Origin of the sequence: Acidocella sp., assembly GCF_050253495.1 — a bacterium.
Lineage (GTDB): Bacteria > Pseudomonadota > Alphaproteobacteria > Acetobacterales > Acetobacteraceae > Acidocella.
This window is the reverse complement of sequence record NZ_JBFWIX010000003.1, coordinates 175,185-197,964: the sequence shown is the minus strand read 5'-3', so window position 1 is coordinate 197,964 and position 22,780 is coordinate 175,185. Positions and strand designations below refer to the sequence as shown.

19 protein-coding genes are annotated in these 22,780 nt (G+C 64.5%); 8 read left to right on the top strand and 11 right to left on the bottom strand.

Annotated elements, in window-relative coordinates:
• Positions 1–89 precede the first annotated feature (89 nt).
• The 3 genes from AB7D48_RS04385 to AB7D48_RS04375 form a co-directional block, all read right to left on the bottom strand.
• Entirely contained in the window at positions 90–1,451 is a 1,362-nt protein-coding gene (locus AB7D48_RS04385) for a Hint domain-containing protein (protein WP_427976100.1), read from the bottom strand.
• Positions 1,452–1,777: 326 nt separating this feature from the next.
• Positions 1,778–2,158 carry a DUF934 domain-containing protein gene (locus AB7D48_RS04380; protein WP_427976099.1) on the bottom strand — a complete coding sequence of 127 codons (381 nt, stop codon included), beginning with the start codon at positions 2,156–2,158 and terminating at the stop codon, positions 1,778–1,780.
• Positions 2,145–4,139: a DUF2849 domain-containing protein gene (locus AB7D48_RS04375; protein ID WP_427976098.1), complete on the bottom strand. Its 1,995-nt coding sequence runs from the start codon at positions 4,137–4,139 to the stop codon at positions 2,145–2,147. Before AB7D48_RS04375 ends, AB7D48_RS04380 begins: the two co-directional genes overlap by 14 nt.
• 278 nt (positions 4,140–4,417) lie before the next feature.
• Between AB7D48_RS04375 and epsC the strand changes: the two genes are divergently transcribed.
• Positions 4,418–5,359: a serine O-acetyltransferase EpsC gene (gene epsC, locus AB7D48_RS04370; RefSeq protein WP_427976097.1), complete on the top strand. Its 942-nt coding sequence runs from the start codon at positions 4,418–4,420 to the stop codon at positions 5,357–5,359.
• Position 5,360: 1 nt separating this feature from the next.
• On the opposite strand, the gene AB7D48_RS04365 is transcribed toward epsC, so the two are convergent.
• Together AB7D48_RS04365 and ilvD are read right to left on the bottom strand one after the other, a co-directional pair.
• Positions 5,361–7,457: an ATP-binding protein gene (locus AB7D48_RS04365; protein WP_427976096.1), complete on the bottom strand. Its 2,097-nt coding sequence runs from the start codon at positions 7,455–7,457 to the stop codon at positions 5,361–5,363.
• Positions 7,458–7,854: 397 nt separating this feature from the next.
• Positions 7,855–9,699 carry a dihydroxy-acid dehydratase gene (gene ilvD / locus AB7D48_RS04360; protein ID WP_427976095.1) on the bottom strand — a complete coding sequence of 615 codons (1,845 nt, stop codon included), beginning with the start codon at positions 9,697–9,699 and terminating at the stop codon, positions 7,855–7,857.
• Between the two features lie 129 nt (positions 9,700–9,828).
• Between ilvD and AB7D48_RS04355 the strand changes: the two genes are divergently transcribed.
• Entirely contained in the window at positions 9,829–10,743 is a 915-nt protein-coding gene (locus AB7D48_RS04355; RefSeq protein WP_427976094.1) for a LysR substrate-binding domain-containing protein, read from the top strand.
• Here the strand turns inward: AB7D48_RS04355 and AB7D48_RS04350 are convergent.
• Entirely contained in the window at positions 10,738–12,051 is a 1,314-nt protein-coding gene (locus AB7D48_RS04350; protein ID WP_427976093.1) for an Nramp family divalent metal transporter, read from the bottom strand. The two genes, AB7D48_RS04355 and AB7D48_RS04350, sit on opposite strands and share 6 nt — an antisense overlap.
• Before the next feature lie 130 nt (positions 12,052–12,181).
• On the opposite strand from AB7D48_RS04350, the gene AB7D48_RS04345 reads away from it, so the two are divergent.
• Positions 12,182–12,694 (top strand): septal ring lytic transglycosylase RlpA family protein, encoded by a 513-nt coding sequence (locus AB7D48_RS04345; RefSeq protein WP_427976092.1) that lies wholly within the window; start codon positions 12,182–12,184, stop codon positions 12,692–12,694.
• Between the two features lie 204 nt (positions 12,695–12,898).
• Here AB7D48_RS04345 and adhP read toward each other — a convergent pair whose 3' ends face one another.
• The 5 genes from adhP to metX all read right to left on the bottom strand — a co-directional run bounded on the left by adhP (position 12,899) and on the right by metX (position 18,161).
• Positions 12,899–13,927 (bottom strand): alcohol dehydrogenase AdhP, encoded by a 1,029-nt coding sequence (adhP, locus tag AB7D48_RS04340; protein ID WP_427976091.1) that lies wholly within the window; start codon positions 13,925–13,927, stop codon positions 12,899–12,901.
• A 67-nt stretch (positions 13,928–13,994) separates the two neighbouring features.
• Positions 13,995–14,774 (bottom strand): acetoin reductase, encoded by a 780-nt coding sequence (locus AB7D48_RS04335; RefSeq protein WP_427976090.1) that lies wholly within the window; start codon positions 14,772–14,774, stop codon positions 13,995–13,997.
• 29 nt (positions 14,775–14,803) lie between these two features.
• The gene (locus AB7D48_RS04330) at positions 14,804–16,195 is read right to left on the bottom strand and encodes an NAD-dependent succinate-semialdehyde dehydrogenase (RefSeq protein WP_427976089.1); all 1,392 of its coding nucleotides are present in this window, start codon (positions 16,193–16,195) and stop codon (positions 14,804–14,806) included.
• Between the two features lie 209 nt (positions 16,196–16,404).
• Positions 16,405–17,004 (bottom strand): methionine biosynthesis protein MetW, encoded by a 600-nt coding sequence (gene metW, locus AB7D48_RS04325; protein WP_427976134.1) that lies wholly within the window; start codon positions 17,002–17,004, stop codon positions 16,405–16,407.
• A gap of 14 nt (positions 17,005–17,018) precedes the next feature.
• A complete protein-coding gene (gene metX, locus AB7D48_RS04320; protein ID WP_427976088.1) occupies positions 17,019–18,161 on the bottom strand; it encodes a homoserine O-acetyltransferase MetX in 1,143 nt (380 codons plus the stop codon).
• Positions 18,162–18,276: 115 nt separating this feature from the next.
• Here metX and AB7D48_RS04315 point away from each other — a divergent pair, with 115 nt between their 5' ends.
• The 5 genes from AB7D48_RS04315 to glmU are packed head-to-tail and all read left to right on the top strand — an operon-like array spanning position 18,277 to position 22,740.
• Positions 18,277–19,140 (top strand): chorismate mutase, encoded by an 864-nt coding sequence (locus AB7D48_RS04315; protein ID WP_427976087.1) that lies wholly within the window; start codon positions 18,277–18,279, stop codon positions 19,138–19,140.
• A gap of 2 nt (positions 19,141–19,142) precedes the next feature.
• Positions 19,143–20,228, top strand: coding sequence for a histidinol-phosphate transaminase (gene hisC, locus AB7D48_RS04310; protein WP_427976086.1), 1,086 nt, complete (start codon positions 19,143–19,145; stop codon positions 20,226–20,228).
• Positions 20,221–21,108: a prephenate/arogenate dehydrogenase family protein gene (locus AB7D48_RS04305; RefSeq protein ID WP_427976085.1), complete on the top strand. Its 888-nt coding sequence runs from the start codon at positions 20,221–20,223 to the stop codon at positions 21,106–21,108. The genes hisC and AB7D48_RS04305 overlap by 8 nt, the downstream gene beginning before the upstream one ends.
• 13 nt (positions 21,109–21,121) lie before the next feature.
• Positions 21,122–21,442 (top strand): NIPSNAP family protein, encoded by a 321-nt coding sequence (locus AB7D48_RS04300; RefSeq protein ID WP_427976084.1) that lies wholly within the window; start codon positions 21,122–21,124, stop codon positions 21,440–21,442.
• Between the two features lie 2 nt (positions 21,443–21,444).
• Positions 21,445–22,740: a bifunctional UDP-N-acetylglucosamine diphosphorylase/glucosamine-1-phosphate N-acetyltransferase GlmU gene (glmU, locus tag AB7D48_RS04295; protein WP_427976133.1), complete on the top strand. Its 1,296-nt coding sequence runs from the start codon at positions 21,445–21,447 to the stop codon at positions 22,738–22,740.
• The last annotated feature ends 40 nt before the right edge of the window (positions 22,741–22,780 follow it).

Genomic DNA, 22,780 nt, shown 5'->3' with positions numbered 1-22,780 from the left:
GCCGATGCGACCGCCACGCAAGGGCCTGGGCATGATTACCCCAGGCGCATCCAGCCCTCCCCGTCGATCATGGCCACACCGCCCGCGTCTCAGGCGGCAAGCGGCAAGGTGAACGAGGCAGCCCGCGCGGCGATGGTCCGGCGGATGGCCGCGGGAACCTGCCGGGCGGATTGGGCGCGCGGATACGCCATTTCCCGGATCGGCGCCTTGGGCGCCTCACGCGCATCCCAGTTGGTGAATGCCATCCTGTCCACATTGTCCACGAAGCTTTCCGCCGGCAGCCCCTCGGCCAGCAGCAATTCATGGCTGGCGAGCTCGACATGGTAATAAGTGAATATTTCAGGCACCCCCTCCTCGCGGAGAATACTCACCCCGTTCACCAGCGCCCCGGCCTGCACCAGCACGCCATCCAGGAACACCGCATGGTCCGGCGACAGCACCAAATCCCGCGCCGGCAGCCCCTCGGCCAGGGCACCGGCCTTGATCCGGACCGGCAGGCCGCGCAGCCTGTCGGCAAAGCGCGTGGCGATGCGCGAACGCCCCACCCAGCGCACCGGCAAGGCCCGGCCGTCTTCGGTCAGCACCAGATCGCCCGGCTGGATGGTCTCCACCGTCACATGCCCGGACGGGGTGGCGATCCTCGTGCCCGCATAGAAGCAATAAGGCGACCCGGCATAGACGAAATAGCCGTTCTGCATGGTGAAATCATTCACATTCGCCCCGGCCGCCAAGGTCACGCTGGTGGCGATCGTGCTGCCATACCGGCCGCCGTGAATATCGATCAGGCTATAAGTCCCGTTGCCATTGTCCTTCAGTTGAAGCGTGTCGCCCCCCGCATAAATCTCATCGCCATAGCCGAGATTTTGCAAGGTCATGGTCTTGGCGTAGCTGGGCACTTTCAGAATATTCCTGGTGCCGTCCGTCGTCACCGCGTCGAACAGAATCGGCGCGCTGGAACCGCCGCAATTCAGGTTCAAGGTCGCGCCGTTCAACGTCACCGTGCCAGCACTGGAACTGCCGCTGTCATGGCCGATCTGCGAAACGGTGATCGACGCACCGCCGCTCAGCACCAGATTCTGCCCCGCATCGACGACCAGATCGTTGTTGCTGTTCGTGAAGGTACCGCCGGAAATCGTCGCCGTCCCGGAACCGGAAACATAAATCGTCGCGCTGCCGCCGATCTTCGTGCCGGCACCGAAACTCAACACCGCGTCGGCGGCCAGATGCAGGCTGGAATTGAGCGAGAGCTTGTCCGCGCCGACGATCGAGACCCCCCCGCCATTGATATACAGGTTGGTGATCGTCTGGTTGCCGCCGAGATCGATCGTGGCCGGCCCGGTGATGTAAACGGTGCCATCGCCACTTGAGGAAGGCGTGCCCGACGCGCCGGACCAGTTCTGGCTGTTCGTCCAGCCATCCGTGCCGCCGGCACCAGTCCAAGTCCACGCCATACACCCCTCCATCCTGAATAAACCCAAACAGCGAACGCTCCGGCACACGCCCATCGCATGAGCAATTCGCGCCGCAAGATTCATTTTTTTGGCTATTATCAAATAAAAAAACAAATAAATACGCATTGCACGAAAAAGTTATATTAAAAATACATAAATACAGTAACTATATATATTTTTAAATATATTTCCTTTCGGCCTCATCATTTACAAAACGAACCAATATACCGGTTTTCAGCCAGGGATTTGGCCAATAAAAAACCCGTGCGGAGCAAGGCTCCGGCACGGGTCGGTCAGGTTGGGCCTTTCCGGCCTTGTTCGGATCGTCAGCCGCTTTCCAGCGCCCGCGTCACGGCGCGGCGTAAAAGCTGGCCAGGTTGATGCGTGTGGGTCAGCATTGCGGTGAATTGCCCGGGCTGGTGTTCCGGCGGCGTCTCGAAGCTCGTAAACCCGCAAGCGGCCAGAAACCGGAACTGATCGGGCAGGAAATGCCCGGTGGCGCGCAGATCCCCCCGGTAGCCATGCTGGCGCAGCGCCCGGGCGAGGGTAAAGCCCCGGCCATCGCGGAATTTCGGAAACATCACCGCGATCACCGCCAGCTCACCCAGCCTGGGCAGAATATCCGCCAACCCGGCATCGGGCTGCAATATCAGATCCGCCGCGACCGGCTCGGCGATCTCAACCCCCTTGGCATCAATGAGCGGCATAAATCGCCTCCTTGAACGGTTCTGCGCCCAGACGCCGGTACGTATCGATAAAACGCTCGTCCGGCGCGCGGATGGCCAGATAGGCATCCATCAGCGCGGCGATGGCGTCTGGCACTTTCGCGGTGGGCACGGCCGGGCCAATGATCCTGCCAATCCCCGCTTGTTCATCCGCCGCGCCACCCAGCGTGATCTGATAGACTTCCTCGCCGTTCTTATCGACGCCGAGCAGCCCGACATGGCCGACATGGTGATGCCCACAGGCATTGATGCACCCAGAAATATTCACATGCAGCGTGCCGATCTCATGCTGCCTCGGCGCCAGCCGTTCGGCGATTCGCTGCGCCACGGGAATGGAGCGCGCCGTCGCCAGCGCGCAATAATCCATGCCGGGGCAAGCGATGATGTCCGTGACCAGCCCGATATTGTCGCTCGCCAGCCCCGCCTTCACCAGCGCCTTGAACAAGGCCGGCACATCGTCCTTGGCCACATGCGGCAGCACCAGATTCTGCACGTGCGACACGCGGATCTCACCCAGCGAATATTTATCCGCGAGATCCGCCACCACATCCATCTCGTCGGCGCTGGCATCTCCCGGAATACCGCCAACCGGCTTCAAGGAAATCACCACCGAGACATAGCCCCTCGCCTTGTGCGCATGCGTGTTCTGCTTCACCCAGCGGGCCAGCGCCCGGTCATCCAGCATCGCGGCCTTCAGCACGCCCGTGTCCTGGCGCGGGAACGCCGGCACCGGAAAACGCGCCGCCACGGCCCGCACCAGCTCATCCGTCAGCAGGCAGTAATCCGGCGCCATGCCGGCATATTCATCCTCGACCATCTTGACGAAGGCTTCAGGCTTCATCTCCCGGATCAAAATCTTGATGCGCGCCTTGTAGATATTGTCGCGCCGGCCCAGGGCGTTGTAGACGCGCAAAACCGCCTCGCAATAGCGCAGCAATTCGCCAACCGGCAGATCCTCGCGCAGCTTCACCGCCACATACGGGGTCCGCCCCAGCCCGCCCCCCGCGAACACGCGAAACACCGGCTCGCCGGCCGCGTTCCGGTAGGCTTCCAGCCCGATATCATGCACCCGCACCGCCGCGCGGTCATGCCCGGCGCCCACGATGGCAATCTTGAACTTACGTGGAAGATAGGTGAATTCCGGATGGTCCGTGGACCATTGCCGGATGATCTCCGCATAAAGACGCGGATCGACGATCTCATCCGCCGCGGCCCCGGCAAACTCGTCCGTGGTGGTGTTGCGGATGCAATTGCCGCTGGTCTGGATGCCGTGAATATCCACCTCGGCCAAGGCCGCCAGCGCGGCGGGCACATCCTCCAGCCGCAGCCAGTTGAACTGGATGTTCTGGCGGGTGGTGAAATGGCCATAGCCACGGTCATAATGCCGCGCCACGTAAGCGAGCTGGCGCAGCTGCGTGGCGCTCAGCACGCCATAGGGAATGGCGATGCGCAGCATGTAAGCGTGCAATTGCAGATACACGCCATTCATCAGACGCAGCGGCTTGAACTCCTCTTCCGAGAGTTCGCCCTTGCGCCGGCGCTCCACCTGGAGGCTGAACTCCCTCACGCGCTGGCGCAGAAAGGCCCTGTCATATTCATCGTAACGATAAATCCCGGCAAACGGCGAGCTGGAGCGTTCCGACGGCAAGGGCGCTGGCACCTCGCCTTCGGCGCGCCACACCCCGGCGGGCAGATCCGCCCGCACGGAAGGGCCACGCGCGCGGATCTGCTCACGATGCGCCACGGGAAACAACCCGCCCGCCTCGCGCGTCACGTCGACGGCGCGTATATCCACCACATGCAGCTCGGCATCCGCGGGCTGCGCCTGGGCCAGCGCGGCCTCGATCTCCGCCTCGTCATAAGCGCGCGCCTGGTCCACATGCTCGGCCCATCCCCGCTCCCCCGCGAACCAGACGGATATGCCATCCGCCAGGCGGTTTCCTGTAATCACTTGCAACGCCATCTTCGGGTCCGCTCTCACTCACCAAACATCGCGCCAGGCCAAACACCTCCCCCGAGGACGGCGCGAGCCTCAGCGGGAAATAAATTTTTACCACACCCGATTTTATTTGAAAAATCCCAGGATGTTTTGCTGTTTTAGCCTCTTTGGAAGAAACTCTTTTTCACGTCAAAGATAAACAGGAGGCATTTCCCCCATTCCGCCCCGCGCGCCGGTTTACAGCGGCCCGAGGCTGCTTTAGCTTCCCGGTACCATACGCCAACCAGATCAGGTCCACGCCCATGGGCATCGACGACCAAAACCCCAAAATCGCCACCACGGCGCAAACCAGCATTTCCAACCTCCCGGCCATCGTCGCGGGGCTGCGCCATTCGCGCGAGGTCACGCATAAAATCCGCTATCAAGGCCATGTGCGCGAGCTTCCCTCCCGCACCGCGCTGGAACAGATCCGCGACGGTCTCTTCGCCGCCCTCTTCCCCAGCCATTATGGCTGCCCGGATCTGACGGATGAGACCATCGATTATTTCGTCGGCCTCACCCTCACCCGCACCCTGGCCGCCCTGACCGAGCAGGTGCGCCGTGGCCTGCTCTTCCTGGCGCCGGAGAACAAGGCCCGTTTCGAGGAAGCCGAATGCGCCGCCTGCGACATCGTGCGCGATTTCGCCGCCGGACTTCCCGCCATTCGCACGGCTCTGGTGGGTGACCTCAAGGCCGCCTATTCGGGCGATCCGGCCGCCACCTCCCTCGCCGAGGTGCTGCTCTGCTATCCCGGCATGCGGGCGGTGATTCACCACCGCCTGGCCCATGCGCTCTACAAGCTGGGCGCGCCCCTGGTGCCGCGCCTGCTGGCCAGCATCTCGCAAACCGAAACCGCCATCGACATTCATCCCGAAGCGCAGATCGGCGATCATTTCTTCATCGATCACGGCACCGGCGTCGTCATCGGCCAGACGGCGGTCATCGGCCGGAATGTCCGGCTCTACCAGCATGTGACGCTGGGCGCCAAGAGCTTCACCGAAGACGAAACCGGCGCGCTGGTGAAAGGCGAGCCCCGCCATCCGATCATCGAGGATAATGTGGTGATCTACGCGGGCGCCACCATCCTTGGCCGGGTGACGGTGGGCCGGGATTCGGTCGTCGGCGGCAATGTCTGGCTCACCCGCTCGGTGCCGCCGGGCAGCTTCGTCTCCCAGGCGCAAAACCGCCTGGCGGAGGGAGAATAGCCTATTCCCTCAGCAGCCCGGCAACCTTGCCGGCCAGCTCCGCCATCGAAAACGGCTTGGCGATGACATCCATCCCCACGCCGAGATTGGCGGCACTCAGGGCGGCCTGCTCGGCATAGCCGGTGATGAACAGCACCTTCAGACCGGCATCCTTACGCCTGGCCGCATCCGCCACCTGCCGGCCATTCAGCCCGCCTGGCAGCCCGACATCGGTGACCATCAAATCCACCCTGATTCCGGCTTCCAGAATCCTCAAGCCCGCGCGGCCATCCTCGGCTTCCAGCACCGTGTAGCCCGCCTCGCCGAGCAGCGCCACGATCGGCGCGCGCACCACCGCCTCATCGTCGATCACCAGCACCGTGGCACCGGGCTCGGCCTGCTGCACAAATATTTCGGCCGGCGCCGGCTCCTGCTGAATCTCGCCCTCGTGGCAAGGCAGATACAGGAACACCATGGTCCCCAGCCCCTGGGTGGAGAGAATTTCAACATGCCCGCCGGACTGGCGGACAAAACCATGCACCATGGACAAGCCAAGCCCCGTCCCCTGGCCCAGGGGCTTGGTGGTGAAGAACGGATCGAAGATCCGGCCGAGCAACTCCTTGGGGATCCCGCAGCCCGTGTCGGAGACGCAAATGACCAGATACGATCCAGGCGGCAGATCATAGCCGCGCGCTTCCGGTTCGGTCAGCGCGCGGCATGCGGTTTCAACCGTCAGCCGGCCCCCGCCGGGCATGGCGTCGCGGCCATTGATGGCGAGGTTGAGCAAGGCGTTCTCAAGTTGCGCGGCGTCCACCAGCGTCACCAGCCCGTCTTTCGGTTTCACCACCTCCAGCACGATCCCCGGCCCGACGGCACGCTGAATCAGATCCTCCATGCCCGCGACGAGCCGCCCGACATCCACGGGGCGCGGGTCGAGCGCCTGGCGGCGCGAGAAGGCCAGCAGGCGCTGCGTAAGCGCCGCGGCGCGCTGCGCGGAATCCTGCGCGCCCCGCAAAAACCGCTCCAGCCCATGTATCTGCCCGCGCGCCAGCCGCCGCCCGATCATTTCCAGGCTACCGCTGATCCCTTGCAACAGATTGTTGAAATCATGCGCGATGCCGCCGGTCAGTTGCCCCACCGCCTCCATCTTCTGCGCCTGGCGCAACGCCTCGTTGGCTTCCGTCAATTCCTGGGTGCGCTGGGCCACGCGCTGCTCCAGCGTCTCATTGGCCTCGCGCGCATGCTGGATCAGGCGCGCATTCTCAATGGCAATGGCCGCCTGCGCCGCCAGCCCGGTCATCAGCGTTTCATGCCGCGCGGTAAAACGCTCGCGCTCGGGATGCCCGAGCAGCAGCGTGCCGGTCACCTGTCCACCCCGCAAGATAACCGGCACGGCCATGTAGCTGACCACGGGCAAATGCCCCTCCGGCATGCCCAGCAACGGTGGATTGCGGCCATAGCGCGGGTCGGCGGTTATATCGCCGGAGCAGATGACCCCGCCCCCCAGGAGGGTCGGGGCCAACAAAACCGTGCGGCGCGGCTTTGGTAAACCGGCAAAATGCTCCCGCCGCGCCCCGGACAGCGTATAAAGCTTCAGCCTCTCCCCGCCATCTTCCCGCACATGATGGAAAAACGCGCCAAAAGCGGCCCCGGTCAGATTCACCCCCGCATCCGTCACGATCTGGACGATTTTCTTCGAATCCGTCTCGGCGATCATCGCTGAGGAAATATGGTTGAGCGTCTCCAGCACGGAGCGATATTCGCGCGCCGCCGCGCCGCCCGCCTCGCTGCCCTGGACAAAAAGCCCCAACACAGTCCCCGTCTCGCCAGGCAGCGGCGTCACCTCGTAATGCCAAAGCTCTTCGTGAACCCCCGCATCAGCCGTCAGCCTGTGCACATGCTCGAAACCGCCTTGCCTCGCCGCGTCGTCGAGAAAAGGCCTCAGCAGCGGGCCGGCTTCAACCCAGCCCCGCCCCCAAACCCGCCGCGCGGGCTGGCCCTGCATCTCCTCCCAGCATACGCCATGCAGCCGCGCCCAATGGGCATTGAACAGCATGTTCATCTCGCCACCCCAGTAGATGGCGGCTGGAGAACGGGCATTGAAACATATGCGCGACATGAATGTCAGCGCACATGGCCATGTCTCCACGGCACCAAGGGGCGTTGCCGCCCAATCCGGCGTTTTCATATGCTCCGCCATTCCGCCGCCCTCTCCGATGAGACCGCAGCCCGATGGTGCGCAGGCATCTCCATTTCTGTTCATATACGATATTTCCGTATATTCCTATCGGGAATAAAACCGTATACGCTCTTTTATCGTTCCGAATCAATCATGAACGCCCCCGCCATGCCTCGTGGCCAGGACAGCCGATAAATCAGTATGTCCGCTGAAATAAATAGAACGCCCACTGAACAAGTGGGCGCTCCCCGCCGTGCGGTGACAGCCTGTTAGCCCGTTTCAAACGGGCGGCCATCCATCCGGGTCCGACCACAACCAGCCGGAAACCGGAAAAATGTCAGCGTTCCACCTGGCTCACATCCCGCACCGCGCCCCTGGCGGCATTGGTGGTCATCGCCGCATAGGCCCGCAGCGCCGGCGAGACATTGCGCTGACGCGGTTCAGCGGGTTTCCAGCCTTTCGCGTCCTGGGCGGCGCGGCGTTCGCTCAACAGCTTATCCGTCACGTTCAGCGTGACACCGCGATTGGGAATGTCGATGAGAATTTCATCGCCCGTCTCCACCAGCCCAATCAACCCGCCTTCCGCCGCTTCCGGCGAGACATGGCCGATGGAAAGCCCCGAGGTACCGCCGGAGAACCGCCCATCCGTGATCAGCGCGCAGGCCTTGCCCAGGCCCTTGGATTTCAGATAGCTGGTCGGATACAGCATCTCCTGCATGCCAGGCCCGCCCTTTGGCCCTTCATAGCGGATCACCACAACCTCCCCCGCCTTCACCGTGCCGTTCAGAATCCCCGAGACCGCCGCATCCTGACTCTCGAACACCCGCGCCGTCCCCTTGAAGGTCAGGATGCTCTCATCCACGCCGGCGGTTTTCACGATGCAGCCTTCCGGCGCCAGATTACCGAACAACACGGCCAGCCCGCCATCCTTCGAGAACGGATGCGCCGCGGAGCGGATCACGCCGGCCTTGCGGTCGGTGTCCAGCTCCTCCCAGCGTTCAGTCTGGCTGAACGCCACCTGGGTCGGCACGCCGCCCGGCGCGGCGCGGTAGAAGCTCTTCACCTCCTCGCTGTTCGTCCGGGTGATGTCCCAGCGGTTCAGCGCCTCGCCCATGGTCTTGGAATGCACGGTGGGCAGCGAGCTATCCAGCAGCCCGGCGCGCTCCAGCTCGCCCAGGATGGACATGATGCCGCCCGCCCGGTGCACGTCTTCCATATGCACATCGTTCTTGGCCGGGGCGACCTTGCACAGGCACGGCACCCGGCGCGAGAGCCGGTCAATATCCGCCATGGTGAAATTCACCCCGCCTTCCTGGGCGGCGGCCAGCAGATGCAGCACCGTGTTGGTGGACCCGCCCATGGCGATGTCCAGGCTCATCGCATTCTCGAACGCCTTGAGGCTGGCGATCCCGCGCGGCAGGGCGGTGGCATCGTCCTGCTCATACCAGCGCCGGGCCAGATCCACGATCAAGTGCCCCGCCTCGCGGAACAGTTTTTCACGGTCCGCATGGGTCGCCAGGGTCGAGCCATTGCCCGGCAGGGAGAGCCCCAGCGCCTCCGTCAGGCAATTCATGGAATTGGCGGTGAACATGCCCGAGCAGGAACCGCAGGTCGGGCAGGCCGAACGCTCGATCGTCTTCACCTCTTCGTCGGAATAGCTGTCATCGGCGGCCACCACCATGGCATCCACCAGATCCAGCGCGCGCTTGGCCCCCTTCACCACGACCTTGCCCGCTTCCATCGGCCCGCCGGAGACGAACACGGTCGGGATGTTCAGCCGCAGCGAGGCCATCAACATGCCCGGGGTGATCTTGTCGCAGTTGGAAATGCACACCAGCGCATCCGCGCAATGAGCATTGACCATATATTCCACGCTATCGGCGATCAGCTCGCGCGAGGGCAACGAATAGAGCATGCCGTCATGCCCCATGGCGATGCCGTCATCCACCGCGATGGTGTTGAACTCCTTGGCCACACCGCCCGCCAGTTCGATCTCGCGCGCCACCAACTGGCCGAGATCCTTCAGATGCACATGGCCGGGCACGAACTGGGTGAAGCTGTTGGCGACGGCGATGATCGGCTTGCCGAAATCCGCGTCCTTCATGCCGGTGGCGCGCCAAAGCCCGCGCGCGCCGGCCATGTTGCGGCCATGGGTGGTGGTTCTGGAACGATAGGCGGGCATTTTTCTAACTCCGGGATCGTGTTTTTATAAATTCACCGGGTTTCATTAGGCCCGTTCTCACACTCTGTAAAATATATTATTTCCCAATAAATAGGTCGTACAGCATATTAATTCGGGAGCAGCCACACCATGGACATCAGGCAATTGCGGCAGTTCGCGGCGGTGGCGGATACGCTGCATTTCGGCCGCGCCGCGCGGCGCCTGAACATGACGCAACCACCGCTCAGCCAGTCCATCCTGGCGCTGGAACGCGAGCTGGGCGCCCCCTTGTTCATCCGCACCAAGCGCAGCGTGAATCTCAGCCCCTTCGGCGCCGCCTGGCTCTCGCATGTGCAAGAGGCCCTGGCGGGGGTGGACGCGCTGGCGGAAACCGCCCACCGGCTGATCACGGGCACGGCGGGGCGGCTTTCGCTCTCCTTTGTCTCCACGGCGGATTATTCGGTGCTGCCCTTGCTGGTGCGGCGCTTCTCCAGCCTTTATCCCGAGGTCGAGATCTCCCTGACCGAAGCCACCAGCGACGTGCAGATCACCCTGCTGCGAGAGGGAGCCGCCCAGGCCGGCATCGTCATCGCGCCCCAGGATGCCAGCCTGCCCGCCGCCCTCTCTTATCGCCGCCTGCTGCGCGAGCCGCTCGTGGCCGCCGTGCCGGAAGACTGGATCGCGGCCGGCCGCCTCCATCCCGGCCCGCACGGCCTGGCCCCACGGCAAGCGATCGAGGCGCCGCTCATCATCTTCCCCCGGCCGATGGCGCCTTCCTTCTACGATCTCGTACTCGGCTATTACCGCGCCCATGGGGCGGAGCCGCGCATCGCCCAGCCCGCCATTCAGATGCAGACCATCATCAGCCTGGTCTCGGCCGGGCTGGGGCTGGCCCTGGTGCCCGCCTCCCTGCGGCACCTCGCGCGCACCGGCGTGCGCTATGTGGATCTGCAAGGCGATGCCCCGGTGCTGGAAACCGGCCTCGCCTGGCGGCGGGACGAAACCGCCCCCGTGCTGGCCCGGTTTCTGGACGTCGCTGCGGACATTCGGCCAGATGCCTCATGAAAGCTGCGCCAGCATGGCCACCACCACCACGGCCATCAACAAGGTGGCCGCCCAGCCGAAGAGTTTCAGCGCCCCGCGCACCGCGAACCGGCCCATGATGTCCGTCCGCGCGGCCAGCTTCATCATCACCACCATCACCGGCACCGCCACCACGCCATTGACCACGGCGCTCCAGAACAAGGCCTTGATGGGGTTGATCGGCGCGAAATTGATGATCATGCCGACCAGCGTGGCGATCACCAAGGTGGCGTAGAAGGCCTGCGCCTCCTTGGGTCGGCGGGCGAGACCGGTGGGCCATTGCCGCGCCTCGCCGATGGCATAGGCGGCCGAGCCCGCCAGCACCGGCACCGCCAGCAACCCGGTGCCGACAATGCCCAGCGTGAAGATCAGCGACGCGAACTGCCCCGCCAGCGGCCGCAGCGCGGCGGCGGCCTGGGCGGAGGTCTGGATATTGGTGATGCCATGCACGTTCAAGGTCGCCGCCGTGGTCACGATGATCGCCAGCGCCACCAGATTGGAGAGCCCCATGCCGATGAACGTATCCAGCTCGATCCGCCGCAGCGCCCGCCGCCCCTGGGCTGGCGCGTCGAACAGGTCGACCCGGCGCGGATGCACCTGCATATCCTCCACCTCCTCCGAGGCCTGCCAGAAGAACAGATACGGGCTGATGGTGGTGCCCAGAATCGCCACCAGGGTGGTGAGATAGCCGCCATCGACGGAAAAACGCGGCCAGAACAGATTGGTGAACAGCGCCCGCCAATCCACATGCACCACCATCACCACGCCGAAATAGGCCAGCAAGGCCACCGTCAGCCATTTCAGCACCGCCACATAACGGGAATATTGCAAAAACAGCTGCAATGAGATGCAGATGGCGGCAAACAGCAGCACATAAAGCGCCCGCGGGGCGGGCAGCAGCAGCGACGTGGCGGCCGCCATCGCCCCCAGATCCGCGCCCAGATTGACGATGTTGGCGATCAGCAGCAGCACCACCACCCAGTTCAGCAGCCATTGCGGATAATGCAGCCGCAACACCCCCGCGATGCCATGCCCCGTGGTGCGGCCGATGCGCGCGCTGATCATCTGCACCGCCACCATCAGCGGGTAGGTGAACAGCATCGCCCAGCTCAGCCCATAGCCGAACGCCGCCCCAGCCTGGGAATAGGTGGCGATGCCGCTGGGGTCGTCGTCCGACGCGCCGGTGATCAACCCCGGCCCCAGCACCTTGAACAGGCGCGGGCGGGTGGGGCCAACGGTGGGACTCGACCCCTCCTCCGGATCGTCATCCTCCAGCCTTGCGCCGTTCATGATCTCACGCCCCTTTTGTCAGCCGTTAAAGTACTGATATAATTACTGTTTCACGCCACCCCCCGGCAAGAGGCCGAGAGGCTGCGAATCCTGCCATGCAATTGCCTCATTCTTGCCCAAGAAGCCATGCATGGAACTGACCCCCAAGCCCTGGCGGGCGGCCACAAGCCGCTTCCGTCTCGCGCCTGCCATGGCCATGTCCCTGATAGCCGGCTTGCTGTCAGCCTGTGCCGCCACGCCAATGCCAGGCCCCCAGGCCAGCATCGCCCCCGCCCCTGTTTCGCTTCCCGCGCCACCGCCGCCCGCGCCCGTGCAATTGGTGGCGGACGGCCCGCAGGTCAGCGGCACCGCTTCCTGGTACCGCCCCGGCCCCGGCCTGCATCGCACCTGCACCGGCGAGCGTTTCACCGGCCAGGGCATGACCGCCGCCTCCTCCTCCGCCGCCATTCCCGTGGGCACCAAGGTCCGCGTGGCGCTGGCCAATGACGATGGGCGTTCCATCATCGTGCGGGTGAATGACTGCATGCCCCCCGGCCACAGGCTGCTGGACCTGTCCGAGGCCGCCGCCGAGGAGCTGGGGTTGATGAATATGGGCGTGGCCCGCGTGACCGTGACCCCCGTGGTACTGGTGGATAGCCGCTGAGGCCACGGCCTGGGCGCATCACCTCCCAAGATCTCATGACCGGAAATGACGGGCAGACGCGGACAGGCGAAGCCCCATCCACCCGTCCGGCAGACACAAAACACCCGGCCCCGGAGATCTCCAGGGTCGGGCATGTGTTCGGGCAATGCGGCCCGGCGCGCGATACGCGCCCCCCTTGGCCTCATTGCCCGCCTGTGCGCATCTTCAGTTCTGGAAATCGAGGACGATACGCCCCTGAATATCGCCCTTATGCATGCGCGTGAAAATATCGTTGATATCTTCCAGCTTCTCCGTGGCGATGGTGGCTTTCACCTTGCCTTCTCCGGCAAAATTCAGCGCCTCCTGCAAATCCAGCCTTGTCCCGACGATGGAGCCGCGCACGGTAATTCCGTTCAGAACCGTATCGAAAATCGGCAGCGGAAAATCGCCCGGCGGCAAACCGTTGAGCGAGACCGTGCCCCCACGGCGCAACATGCCTTGCGCCTGCGCGAAAGCCTTGGGCGAAACCGCCGTCACCAGCACGCCATACGCGCCGCCCACCTCCCGCTTCACGAAAGCGGCGGGGTCTTCGAGCTTCGCGTTAACCGCCAGGGACGCGCCAAGCGATTTGGCGAGGTCCAGCTTCTCGTCGTCAATATCCACGGCGATCACGTTGCGGCCCATCGCCTTGGCATATTGCACGGCAAGATGCCCAAGCCCGCCAATGCCCGAAATCACCACCCAATCGTCGGGCTTGGTGTCGGTCACTTTCAGCCCCTTATAAACCGTCACCCCCGCGCACAAAATCGGCGCGATCTCGGTGAAGGAGACATTGTCCGGCAGATGCCCCACGAAATTCGGATCCGCCACCACATATTCGGCAAAGCCCCCATTCACCGAATATCCGGTATTCTGCTGCTCCTCGCACAAGGTTTCCCAACCGCCCAGGCAGTGCGCGCAATGGCCGCAGGCGGAGTAAAGCCAGGGCACGCCCACGCGGTCGCCCTCCTTCACATGCTTCACCCCCTGGCCGACACCGACAACATGCCCCACCCCTTCATGACCGGGAATAAAAGGCGGATTCGGCTTCACCGGCCAGTCACCCTCGGCGGCGTGCAGATCCGTATGACAAACGCCGGAGGCGGCAATCTTCACCAGAATCTGCCCCGGGCCCGGCTCGGGCACCTTGACCTCCTCGATCGTCAGCGGCTTGCCGAATTCACGAACAACCGCGGCTTTCATGGTCTTAGGCATTCAAAAATCCCTTTGCTTCATCAACAGAAATCAAAAACCGCCGCCGGCATCCCGCCGCCGCGCCCCGTCAGCGATAGACCATGCCGCCATCCGTCAGAATGGCCTGACCGGTGATATAGCCGCTATCGTCACTGGCCAGGAACGCCACCAAGGCCGCCACGTCATCCGGGGTTTCCGCCCGCCCCAGCGCGATACCCTCGACATATTTCTTGTAGGTCGCCCCCTTCGGCGCGCCGGTGATCTCGGCGAAACGCTCATCGATCTCCACCCACATGTCGGTGCCGACAACACCAGGGCAATACGCATTCACGGTGATGCCGGCACTGGCATATTCCTTCGCCGCCGCCTGGGTCAGCGCGCGCACGGCGAATTTCGTGGCGGAGTAAACACCCAGCATCGCGAATCCCTCATGCCCCGCGATAGACGACGCGCTGACGATCTTGCCCTTCTGCCCCCGCGCCTTGAACTTCGCGGCGGCGGCCTGGATCCCCCACAGCACGCCGTTCACATTGATGCGGAAGATCCTGTCCAGATCCTCCTGCGTCACATCGGCCAACGGCTTCACCTGCGCGATCCCGGCATTGTTCACCATCACGTCGAAGCCGCCAAGCTGCGCCTCGGCATGATCGACCGCGGCATAAACCTCCTCGCGCTTGGACACGTCGGCGCTGAACACACAGGCCTTGCGCCCCAGCGCCTCGATCTCGCCTTTCACCGCCGCCAGCTTGTCCGCCTTCATGTCCACCAGCGCGATATTGGCGCCATCCTTGGCAAGGCGCAGCGCGATCCCCTTGCCAATGCCTTGCGCCCCACCGGTCACGAGGGCCGTTTTCCCATCCAAAGTCATTTCAAAATCACCTTGCCTCTTGACCGTTTTCAGAAATGCGCATCGATATCGACGACATCGATCAATTTGTGATTCACGAACTCCTTCAGCCCCAGCCCCAAAAGTTCGCGTCCATAGCCCGAACGGCGGATACCGCCGAAGGGCAGGTCCGCCTCGACCTTCGTGGGATGATTGACGAACACCATACCGGTTGAAATCCGCTTCGCAACTTGTGCGCCATGCTCTGTGTCAGAAGTGAACACGGAACCGCCGAGCCCAAAAGGCGAATCATTGGCGATGCGGATGGCGTCCTCCTCGTCCCTGGCGCGGAACAGCATCGAGACGGGGCCAAAAAACTCCCAGTACCTGGCTGGATTATCCTCATTCACCTCGGTGAGGATGGTCGGCTGCACAAAGGCACCACGGTTGGGCACCGGCGGCCCCACCTCTTCCGCCTTGGCGCCATGCGCCACCGCCTGGGCGATCTTTTCCTTGATCTCATCCGCCGCTCCTTGCGAGGAAAGCGGCGCCAGCGTGGTCTTCGGATCCAGGGGATCGCCCGCCACCAGCCCGGCCACGCCCTTGCGGTAACGCGCCAGGAAATCCTCATAAACCGAATCGACGACGATCATCCGCTTGGAGGACACGCAAACCTGCCCGCCATTCCAATGCCGCCCGAACACGGCCCAGTTCACGGTCTTGTCCATTTCGGCGTCCTTCAGCACCACGAAGGCATCGGCGCCGCCCAACTCCATGGTGGATTTCTTCAACGCCTTGCCCGCCTGGGCCGCCACCACCGCGCCCGCCGCCTCGGAGCCGGTCAGGGCCACGCCATGCACCCGCGGATCGTTGATGATCATTTCAATCTGCCCGCGCGTGGCATAGAGATTTTTAAATCCTCCCACGGGCAGCCCCGCCTCGTGCATCAGCCTCTCGAACGCCGCGGCACTCTGCGGCACGTTGGAGGCATGTTTAAGCAGCAGCGTGTTCCCGGCGGAAAGCTGCGGCGCCAAAATCCGCGCGATCTGGTAATACGGAAAATTCCACGGCTCGATCGCCAGCAGCACGCCCAGCGGCTCGTGCACCAGCACCGCGTCACCTTCGGCCGGATCCAGCACCGGCAGTTTTTCCGGCTTCAGCAAGGTTTCCGCATGCATCACGTAATATTCAAAGATCTTGGCGGAAAGCTCGACCTCCGCCTTCGCCTCGCTCAGCAGCTTGCCCATCTCCAGCGTCAGAATGCGGGCATAGGCCTCGGCATCCTTGCGCAACAGATCCGCCGCCTTCTGCAATACCCGCCCGCGCGTGGCAAAGCCCGTCTCGCGCCACGCCAGAAACGCCTCATGCGCCTTATCGATCGCCGTTTTCACCTCGGCGTCGGTGGCATCGGGAAAATTCTTAACCAGTTCACCAGTGAAGGGGTTGATGGTTGCATAGGCCATGTCCGCATCCTTTCCTGAACCTATTTCGTCCTGAACGCCCGGCGTCCTGAACATCTCACGCGGCGGAAGGATGCACGGCGGCGCCCTCCCGCCTCGTTCTTCAATCTAGGAAGCGCAAAGCCCCGCGCATTGATGAAAATCAATGGCCCCGGCCACAAAGAGCGGCCCGGCGCGGGAGGAATATTAAACTTCGCCCATATTCAGGCCGTTCAGGCCTTGCGCAGCAAAAACAGCCCTTGCTCGCCAAACAGATTGGCCAGCCTTGGCGAGCGCCGCCACGGCGTGCGCAGCCCCTGCTCGTCGGCCGCCAGCCAGTCCTCCACCACATATCCCTCCATGGCGCACAGCGCGAAGAAATCCTTGATGGTGCAAGGATGGATATTGGGTGTCTCATACCACATCCGGTTCCACCCGGCGGTCATCGGCATGCGCCCGCGCAGCAGCAACTGCATCCGCAAGCTCCAATGGCCGAAATTCGGAAAAGAGACGATGGCATGGGTGGCGATGCGCAGCATCTGCGCCAGCACCTCGCGCGGTTTTTCCACCGCCTGCAAGGTGCGGGAGAGCACCACGTAATCGAAAGCATGATCGGGATAGGTGACCAGCTCGGTGTCGGCATCGCCCTGCATCACCGGCAGACCATGCGTGATGGCGCTCCGGACTTCCTGCATGTCGATCTCGATGCCCCGCGCGTCGCAGCCCTTCGCCTTGGTCAGATGCTCGATCAACTGCCCATCCGCGCAGCCGATATCCAGCACCCTAGCACCCGGCGCCACCATCCCGGCGATCAACGCCAGGTCCACGCGCATTTTCTTATGCCCGCTCATGAAAGCCCCGCATACTCCGCGCAGCCGGCCAGAAATCCGCGCAGCGTGGCATGAAAATCCGGCTCCTCCAGCAGGAAGGCGTCATGCCCCTTGTCGGACTGCACCTCCACGAAGGACACATTCGCCGCCACATGGCTGAGCGCCCGGGCGATGGCGCGCGACTGCGCGGTGGGAAACAGCCAGTCGGAGGAAAAGGAAACCAGCAGGAATCGCGCATGCGCGCCTCTGAAGGCATTGGCCAGCACGCCGCCATGCTCCCCCGCCAGATCGAACAGATCCATCGCCCGGGTGATCGCCAGATAGGAATTGGCGTCGAAGCGCTGCACGAAGCTGGACCCCTGATATTGCAGATAGCTCTCCACCGCGAACTGCTCGCCAAACGCGGGCAGCCCCTCGGCGTTCTGCAGCTTGCGGCCAAATTTGCGGGTCAACGCCTCTTCGGAAACATAGGTGATGTGCGCGGTCATCCGCGCCACGGCCAGGCCGCGTTCCGGGCGCACGCCCTCGGACCAGTAATCGCCATTATGGAAGGCCTGGTCGGCATAGATCGCCTGCCGGCCGATCTCATGAAAGGCGATGTTCTGGGCGGAATGATAATAGGCCGCGGCGATGGGCACGGCCGCGACCAAGCTGTCGGGAAACTGCACCGCCCAGGAGAGGGCCTGCATGCCGCCCATGGAGCCACCGATCACGGCGAACAGCTTGCCGATCCCGAAATGATCGACCAGCCGCTTCTGCACCCGCACCATGTCATGAATGGTGACGACCGGAAAATCCGTGCCCCAGGGCCGGCCGGGCTTTTCCGCATGGGGCGCGCGCGGCCCGGTGGTGCCCATGCAGCCGCCCAGCACGTTGGAGCAGATGACGAAATATTTGTCCGTGTCGACCGCCTTGCCGGGGCCGACCATCAGCTCCCACCAGCCCGGGCGGCCGGTTTCGGGGTTGCGCTCGGCCACGTACTGGTCGCCGGTCAGGGCATGGCAGACCAGTATGGCGTTGGTTTTCTCATCGTTCAGCCGCCCATAGGTCCGGTAGGCCACCGTCACGCTGGGCAATACGCGCCCGCAATCCAGCGCCACCCCTTCCGGGAAGGTGACGCTCTGATGCGGAAAATCCGTGCAGGCAGCGTTCTGGTCCATCCTGTCTTCGCATATGCGCTGGCCGCCCCCGGGGTGCAATCCCCATCCTCGCATGGAAGCGCCGCGCCCCGACACAGCTTTGCGCGGGGGCTCCGGTGCGGTATCTAGGCGTGCGATGAACGACCTTTCCACCTCCGCCACGCGCCTGGCAGAATTGCGCGCCGAACTCGACGCCATCGACGACCGGATTCACGACCTGCTGATGCAGCGTGCCCAAGTGGTCGAAAACGTGGCCAGCGAGGGGGGCAAGACCGGCACCAAGATCCGCCCTGGCCGCGAAGCCATCATCCTGCGCCGCCTGCTGGCCCGCCATCGCGGTCCCTGGCCCGCCCAGGCCATCGTGCGCATCTGGCGGGAGATGTTTGGCGCCGCCCTCATCATAGAAGGCGGCCAGACCATGGCGGTGTGCGACGGCGAGGGCGGCGAGGTCCGGCTCGCCTTGGCGCGCGAGCATTTCGGCCCCCTCACCCCGGTGCGGCGCCACCACAACCCGGCCCAGACGCTGGCGGACCTCACGCGCGAGGGGGGGGCCCAGCTCGCCATCCTGCCGCCGCTCGGCGAGGGGGACGACGCGCATGGCGGCTGGTGGCCGATGCTGGCCGCCAACGGCCCGCTGCGGCTTTACGTCATCGCCAAGATCCCCTTCTGGACCCGCCGCGCCGAGGGCTTGCCGCCGGGCGAGGCCTATGTGGCGGCCTCGGTGCCCCCCGATGCCAGCGGCGCCGACCGCGGCCTGATCATTCTGAGCTTCAACGCCGAACTCTCCCGCGCCCGGATGATCGAACTGGTGGCCGCCGCCGGGTTCGAGCCCGGCGCCCTCTGGGTGAAACGCCTGCCGGGCGATGCGAGCCTGCTGGCCCTGGTGGAAGTCGCCGGGCTGGTGGACGACGCGGACCCCCGCCTGAGCGCCATCGCCGGGCTCGATTCTCCACCGCGCGTCGCCGGCGGCTACGCCCTCCCGATCAGCGAGACCATCTGAACATGAACAAGCCCGTTGCCCGCGCGGAGATCTTCTCCGTGGCCTCCTATGTCGGCGGCGAATCCAAGCTGGCGGGGTTCGAGACGCCCATCAAGCTCTCCTCCAACGAAGGCGCGTTCGGCCCACCGCCCGGCGCCGTCAAGGCCATCGCGCAGGCGGCCTCTTGCATGCATCGCTACCCGGATGGCGGCAGCGCCAAACTGCGCGAGGCCATCGGCGCCAAATTCGGGCTGGATCCGGCGCGCATCGTCTGCACCAACGGCTCGGACGAAGTCATCGCCCTGCTCATCCAGTCCTATGGCGGGCCGGGCACGGAGCTGATCATGAGCGCCCATGGCTTCGCGATCTACGAGATCGCGGGCAAGCTCGCGGGCTGCAAGATCCTGAAGGCGGCCGAGCGCGACCTCACCACGGATGTGGACGCCATCCTCGCCCTGGTCAGCCCCGCCACGCGCATGGTGTTCATCGCCAACCCCAACAACCCCACCGGCACCGCGCTGGCCCAGGGCGAGGTGGAGCGCCTGCGCGCCAACCTGCCGGAAGATGTGCTCTTGGTGCTGGACGCGGCCTATGCCGAATATGTCGAGCGCCCGGATTACGATGCCGGGGTGAAGCTGGTGAATGCGGGCGAAAATGCGGTGATGACCCGCACCTTCTCGAAAATCTTCGGCATGGGCGGCGCGCGGCTTGGCTGGTGCTATGCCCCGGCCTCGGTCGTCGATGTGCTGAACCGCGCCCGCCCGCCCTTCAATGTCAACGGTTTCGCCGCCGCCGCGGGCATCGCCGCCCTGGCGGAGCCGGGCTGGATCGAAAGCAGCCGCGCCCATAACAGCGCCGAACGCCGCCGCCTCTCCGAGCGGCTGGCGCAAAACGGGCTGAAGGTTGTTCCCTCCGAGGCGAATTTCATCCTGGTGGATTTCACCACCGCCGAGCGCGCCGGCGCGGCGGACGCGCATCTGCGCCGGCACGGCATCATCGCCAGACAAGTGAAATCCTACGGCCTGCCGCAATGCCTGCGCATCACCATCGGCACCGCGGCGGAATGCAACCGCGTGGCGGAGGCGCTGGCTGAATTCTGTCATGGCTGAGCCGCTTTTCAACCGGCTGGCCCTCATCGGCATCGGCCATATCGGCGCTTCCATCGCGGGCGCATTGAAAGCGCGTCCCGGCATCGCCGCCCGGCTCGTCGTCAGCGACGCCAACCCCGAACATCTCAAGCGCGCCGAAACGCTGGCGCTTGGCGATGAATACCAGCAAGACGCCGCCCTAGCCGTGAAAAACGCCGATGGCGTGATCCTCTGCACCCCCGTCGGCAGCTTCGCGGGCATCGCCGAGGCCATCGCGCCACATTTGGCGCCGGGCTGCATCCTCTCCGATGTCGGCTCCACCAAGCAATCCGTCATCCGGGACGTGCTGCCCTTCGTGCCGCGGGGCGTCTCCTTCGTGCCCGCGCACCCGATGGCCGGCACGGAATTCTCCGGCCCCGACGCCGGTGTGCCCAGCCTGTTCGAGGGGCGCTGGTGCCTGCTCACCCCCATCGAGGGCGTCGACGAGGGCGCCACCCATAAAATCGAGCAATTCTGGCGCGCGCTCGGCGCGCGCACCGCGCGCATGGGCGCCGCGCATCACGACCGCGTGCTCGCCATCGTCTCGCATCTGCCGCATCTCATCGCCTTCACCATCTGCGGCACGGCGGACGATCTGGCCGACGAAACCCGCGAGGAAGTGCTGCAATTCGCCGCCACCGGCTTTCGGGACTTCACCCGCATCGCCGCATCCGACCCGGTGATGTGGCGCGACATCTTCGTGAACAACAAGGACGCGCTGCTGGAAATGTTCTCCCGCTTCTCCGAGGACGCCCAGGCCATGGCCCGCGCCGTGCGCTGGGGCGACACGGATTATATCGAGGACAAGATCCAGCGCAGCCGCAAGATCCGCAAGAGCCTGATCGACATCAAGCAAGCCTGAGGGACCAGCCCGCATGATCGTGGATATCCGCACCTACCAGTTCCAGCCCGGCAAGATGCAGCCCTGGCTGAAGCTCTATGAGGAACTCGCCTGGCCCCTGCAACGGAAACATCTGGGGGAATGCCTGGGCTTCTACACCACCATCGAGGGGGCCCTGCACCAGATCGTGCATATCTGGCGCTATGAAAGCCAGGCGGACCGCGAGGCGCGCCGCGACGCCCTGGCCCAGGAGCCCGGCTGGACGGAATTCCTGACGCAAGTCGCCAAGCTCGACGGGTTTCTCTCCATGGAAAATAAATTGGCGAGGCAAGCCCCCTTCTTCGGCGCGGCATGACCATGCAAAACACCGCGCAAAGCACCGCCATCATCATCGCCGCCGGCCTCGGCACACGCATGAAATCCGCCCTGCCCAAGGCCGCGCATCAAATCGCGGGCCAGCCGATGCTGACCCATCTCATCCGCGCCGCCGGGCAGGTGTTCGACCGTATCGCCGTGGTGGTGGGGCCGGACATGCCCTTGCTGGAGCAACTCGCCACCCCGCACGCCGTAGCCGTGCAGCGCGAGCGCCTGGGCACCGCCCACGCCACCCGTCAGGCGGAGGCATGTTTCGGCGAGGGCCCGGTGGCGGTGTTCTATGCCGACAACCCGCTGGTTTCTGAGGCGACCATGCGCGCCCTGCTGGAACGGCTGAACGCCGGCGATGCCGGGCTGGTGCTGCTGGGCATGACCCCGCCGGACCCGGCCAGATATGGCCGCCTGGTCATGGACGGTCCCTATCTCGCCCGCATCGTCGAATATATCGACGCGACGGACCAGGAACGCGCCATCTCCTTCTGCAATGCCGGCGGCATGGCCGCGCGCGGGGCGGATATGCGCGACTGGCTCGCCCGCGTCGGCAACAACAACGCCAAGGGCGAATATTACCTCACCGACATCGTGGCCCTCGCCCGCCAGGACGGGGTGAATGTCGCCGCGCTGGACGCGCCTTACGATGAATGTCTCGGCGTCAATTCCCGCGCCGAGCTGGCCCAGGCCGAAGCCGCCTTCCAGGCGCGCGCGCGCGCGCGCTTCATGGCCGGCGGCGTGACCCTGCAAGCGCCGGAGACCGTGTTCTTCGCCGCCGACACCGAAATCGGCGCGGACACGACCATCGGCCCGCATGTGGTGTTCGGCCCCGGCGCCAAAATCGCCGCCAATGTGGAAATCAAGGCGTTTTCCCATCTTGAGGGCTGCACGGTCCATTCGGGCGCCATCATCGGCCCCTATGCCCGCCTGCGCCCCGGCGCCGATGTAGGGGAGGACGCGCATGTCGGCAATTTCGTCGAGCTGAAGGCTGCGAAGCTCGGCAAGGGCGCCAAGGCCAACCATCTCACTTATCTGGGCGATGCCGAGATCGGCCCGGCCAGCAATATCGGCGCCGGCACCATCACCTGCAATTACGACGGCAAGGCCAAGCACAAAACCAAAATCGGCGCGAAAGCCTTCATCGGCTCCAACACCGCCTTGGTGGCGCCGGTCTCGGTGGGCGACGGCGCGCTGGTCGGCGCCGGCTCGGTCATCACCAAGAATGTGCCGGAAAACGCCCTGGCGGTCGGCCGCGCGCGCCAGACGACCATGCCCCGCAAGGGCTGAAGCCACGGCCCGAGCGTATCAGAAGATCGTCGCGGAGGCC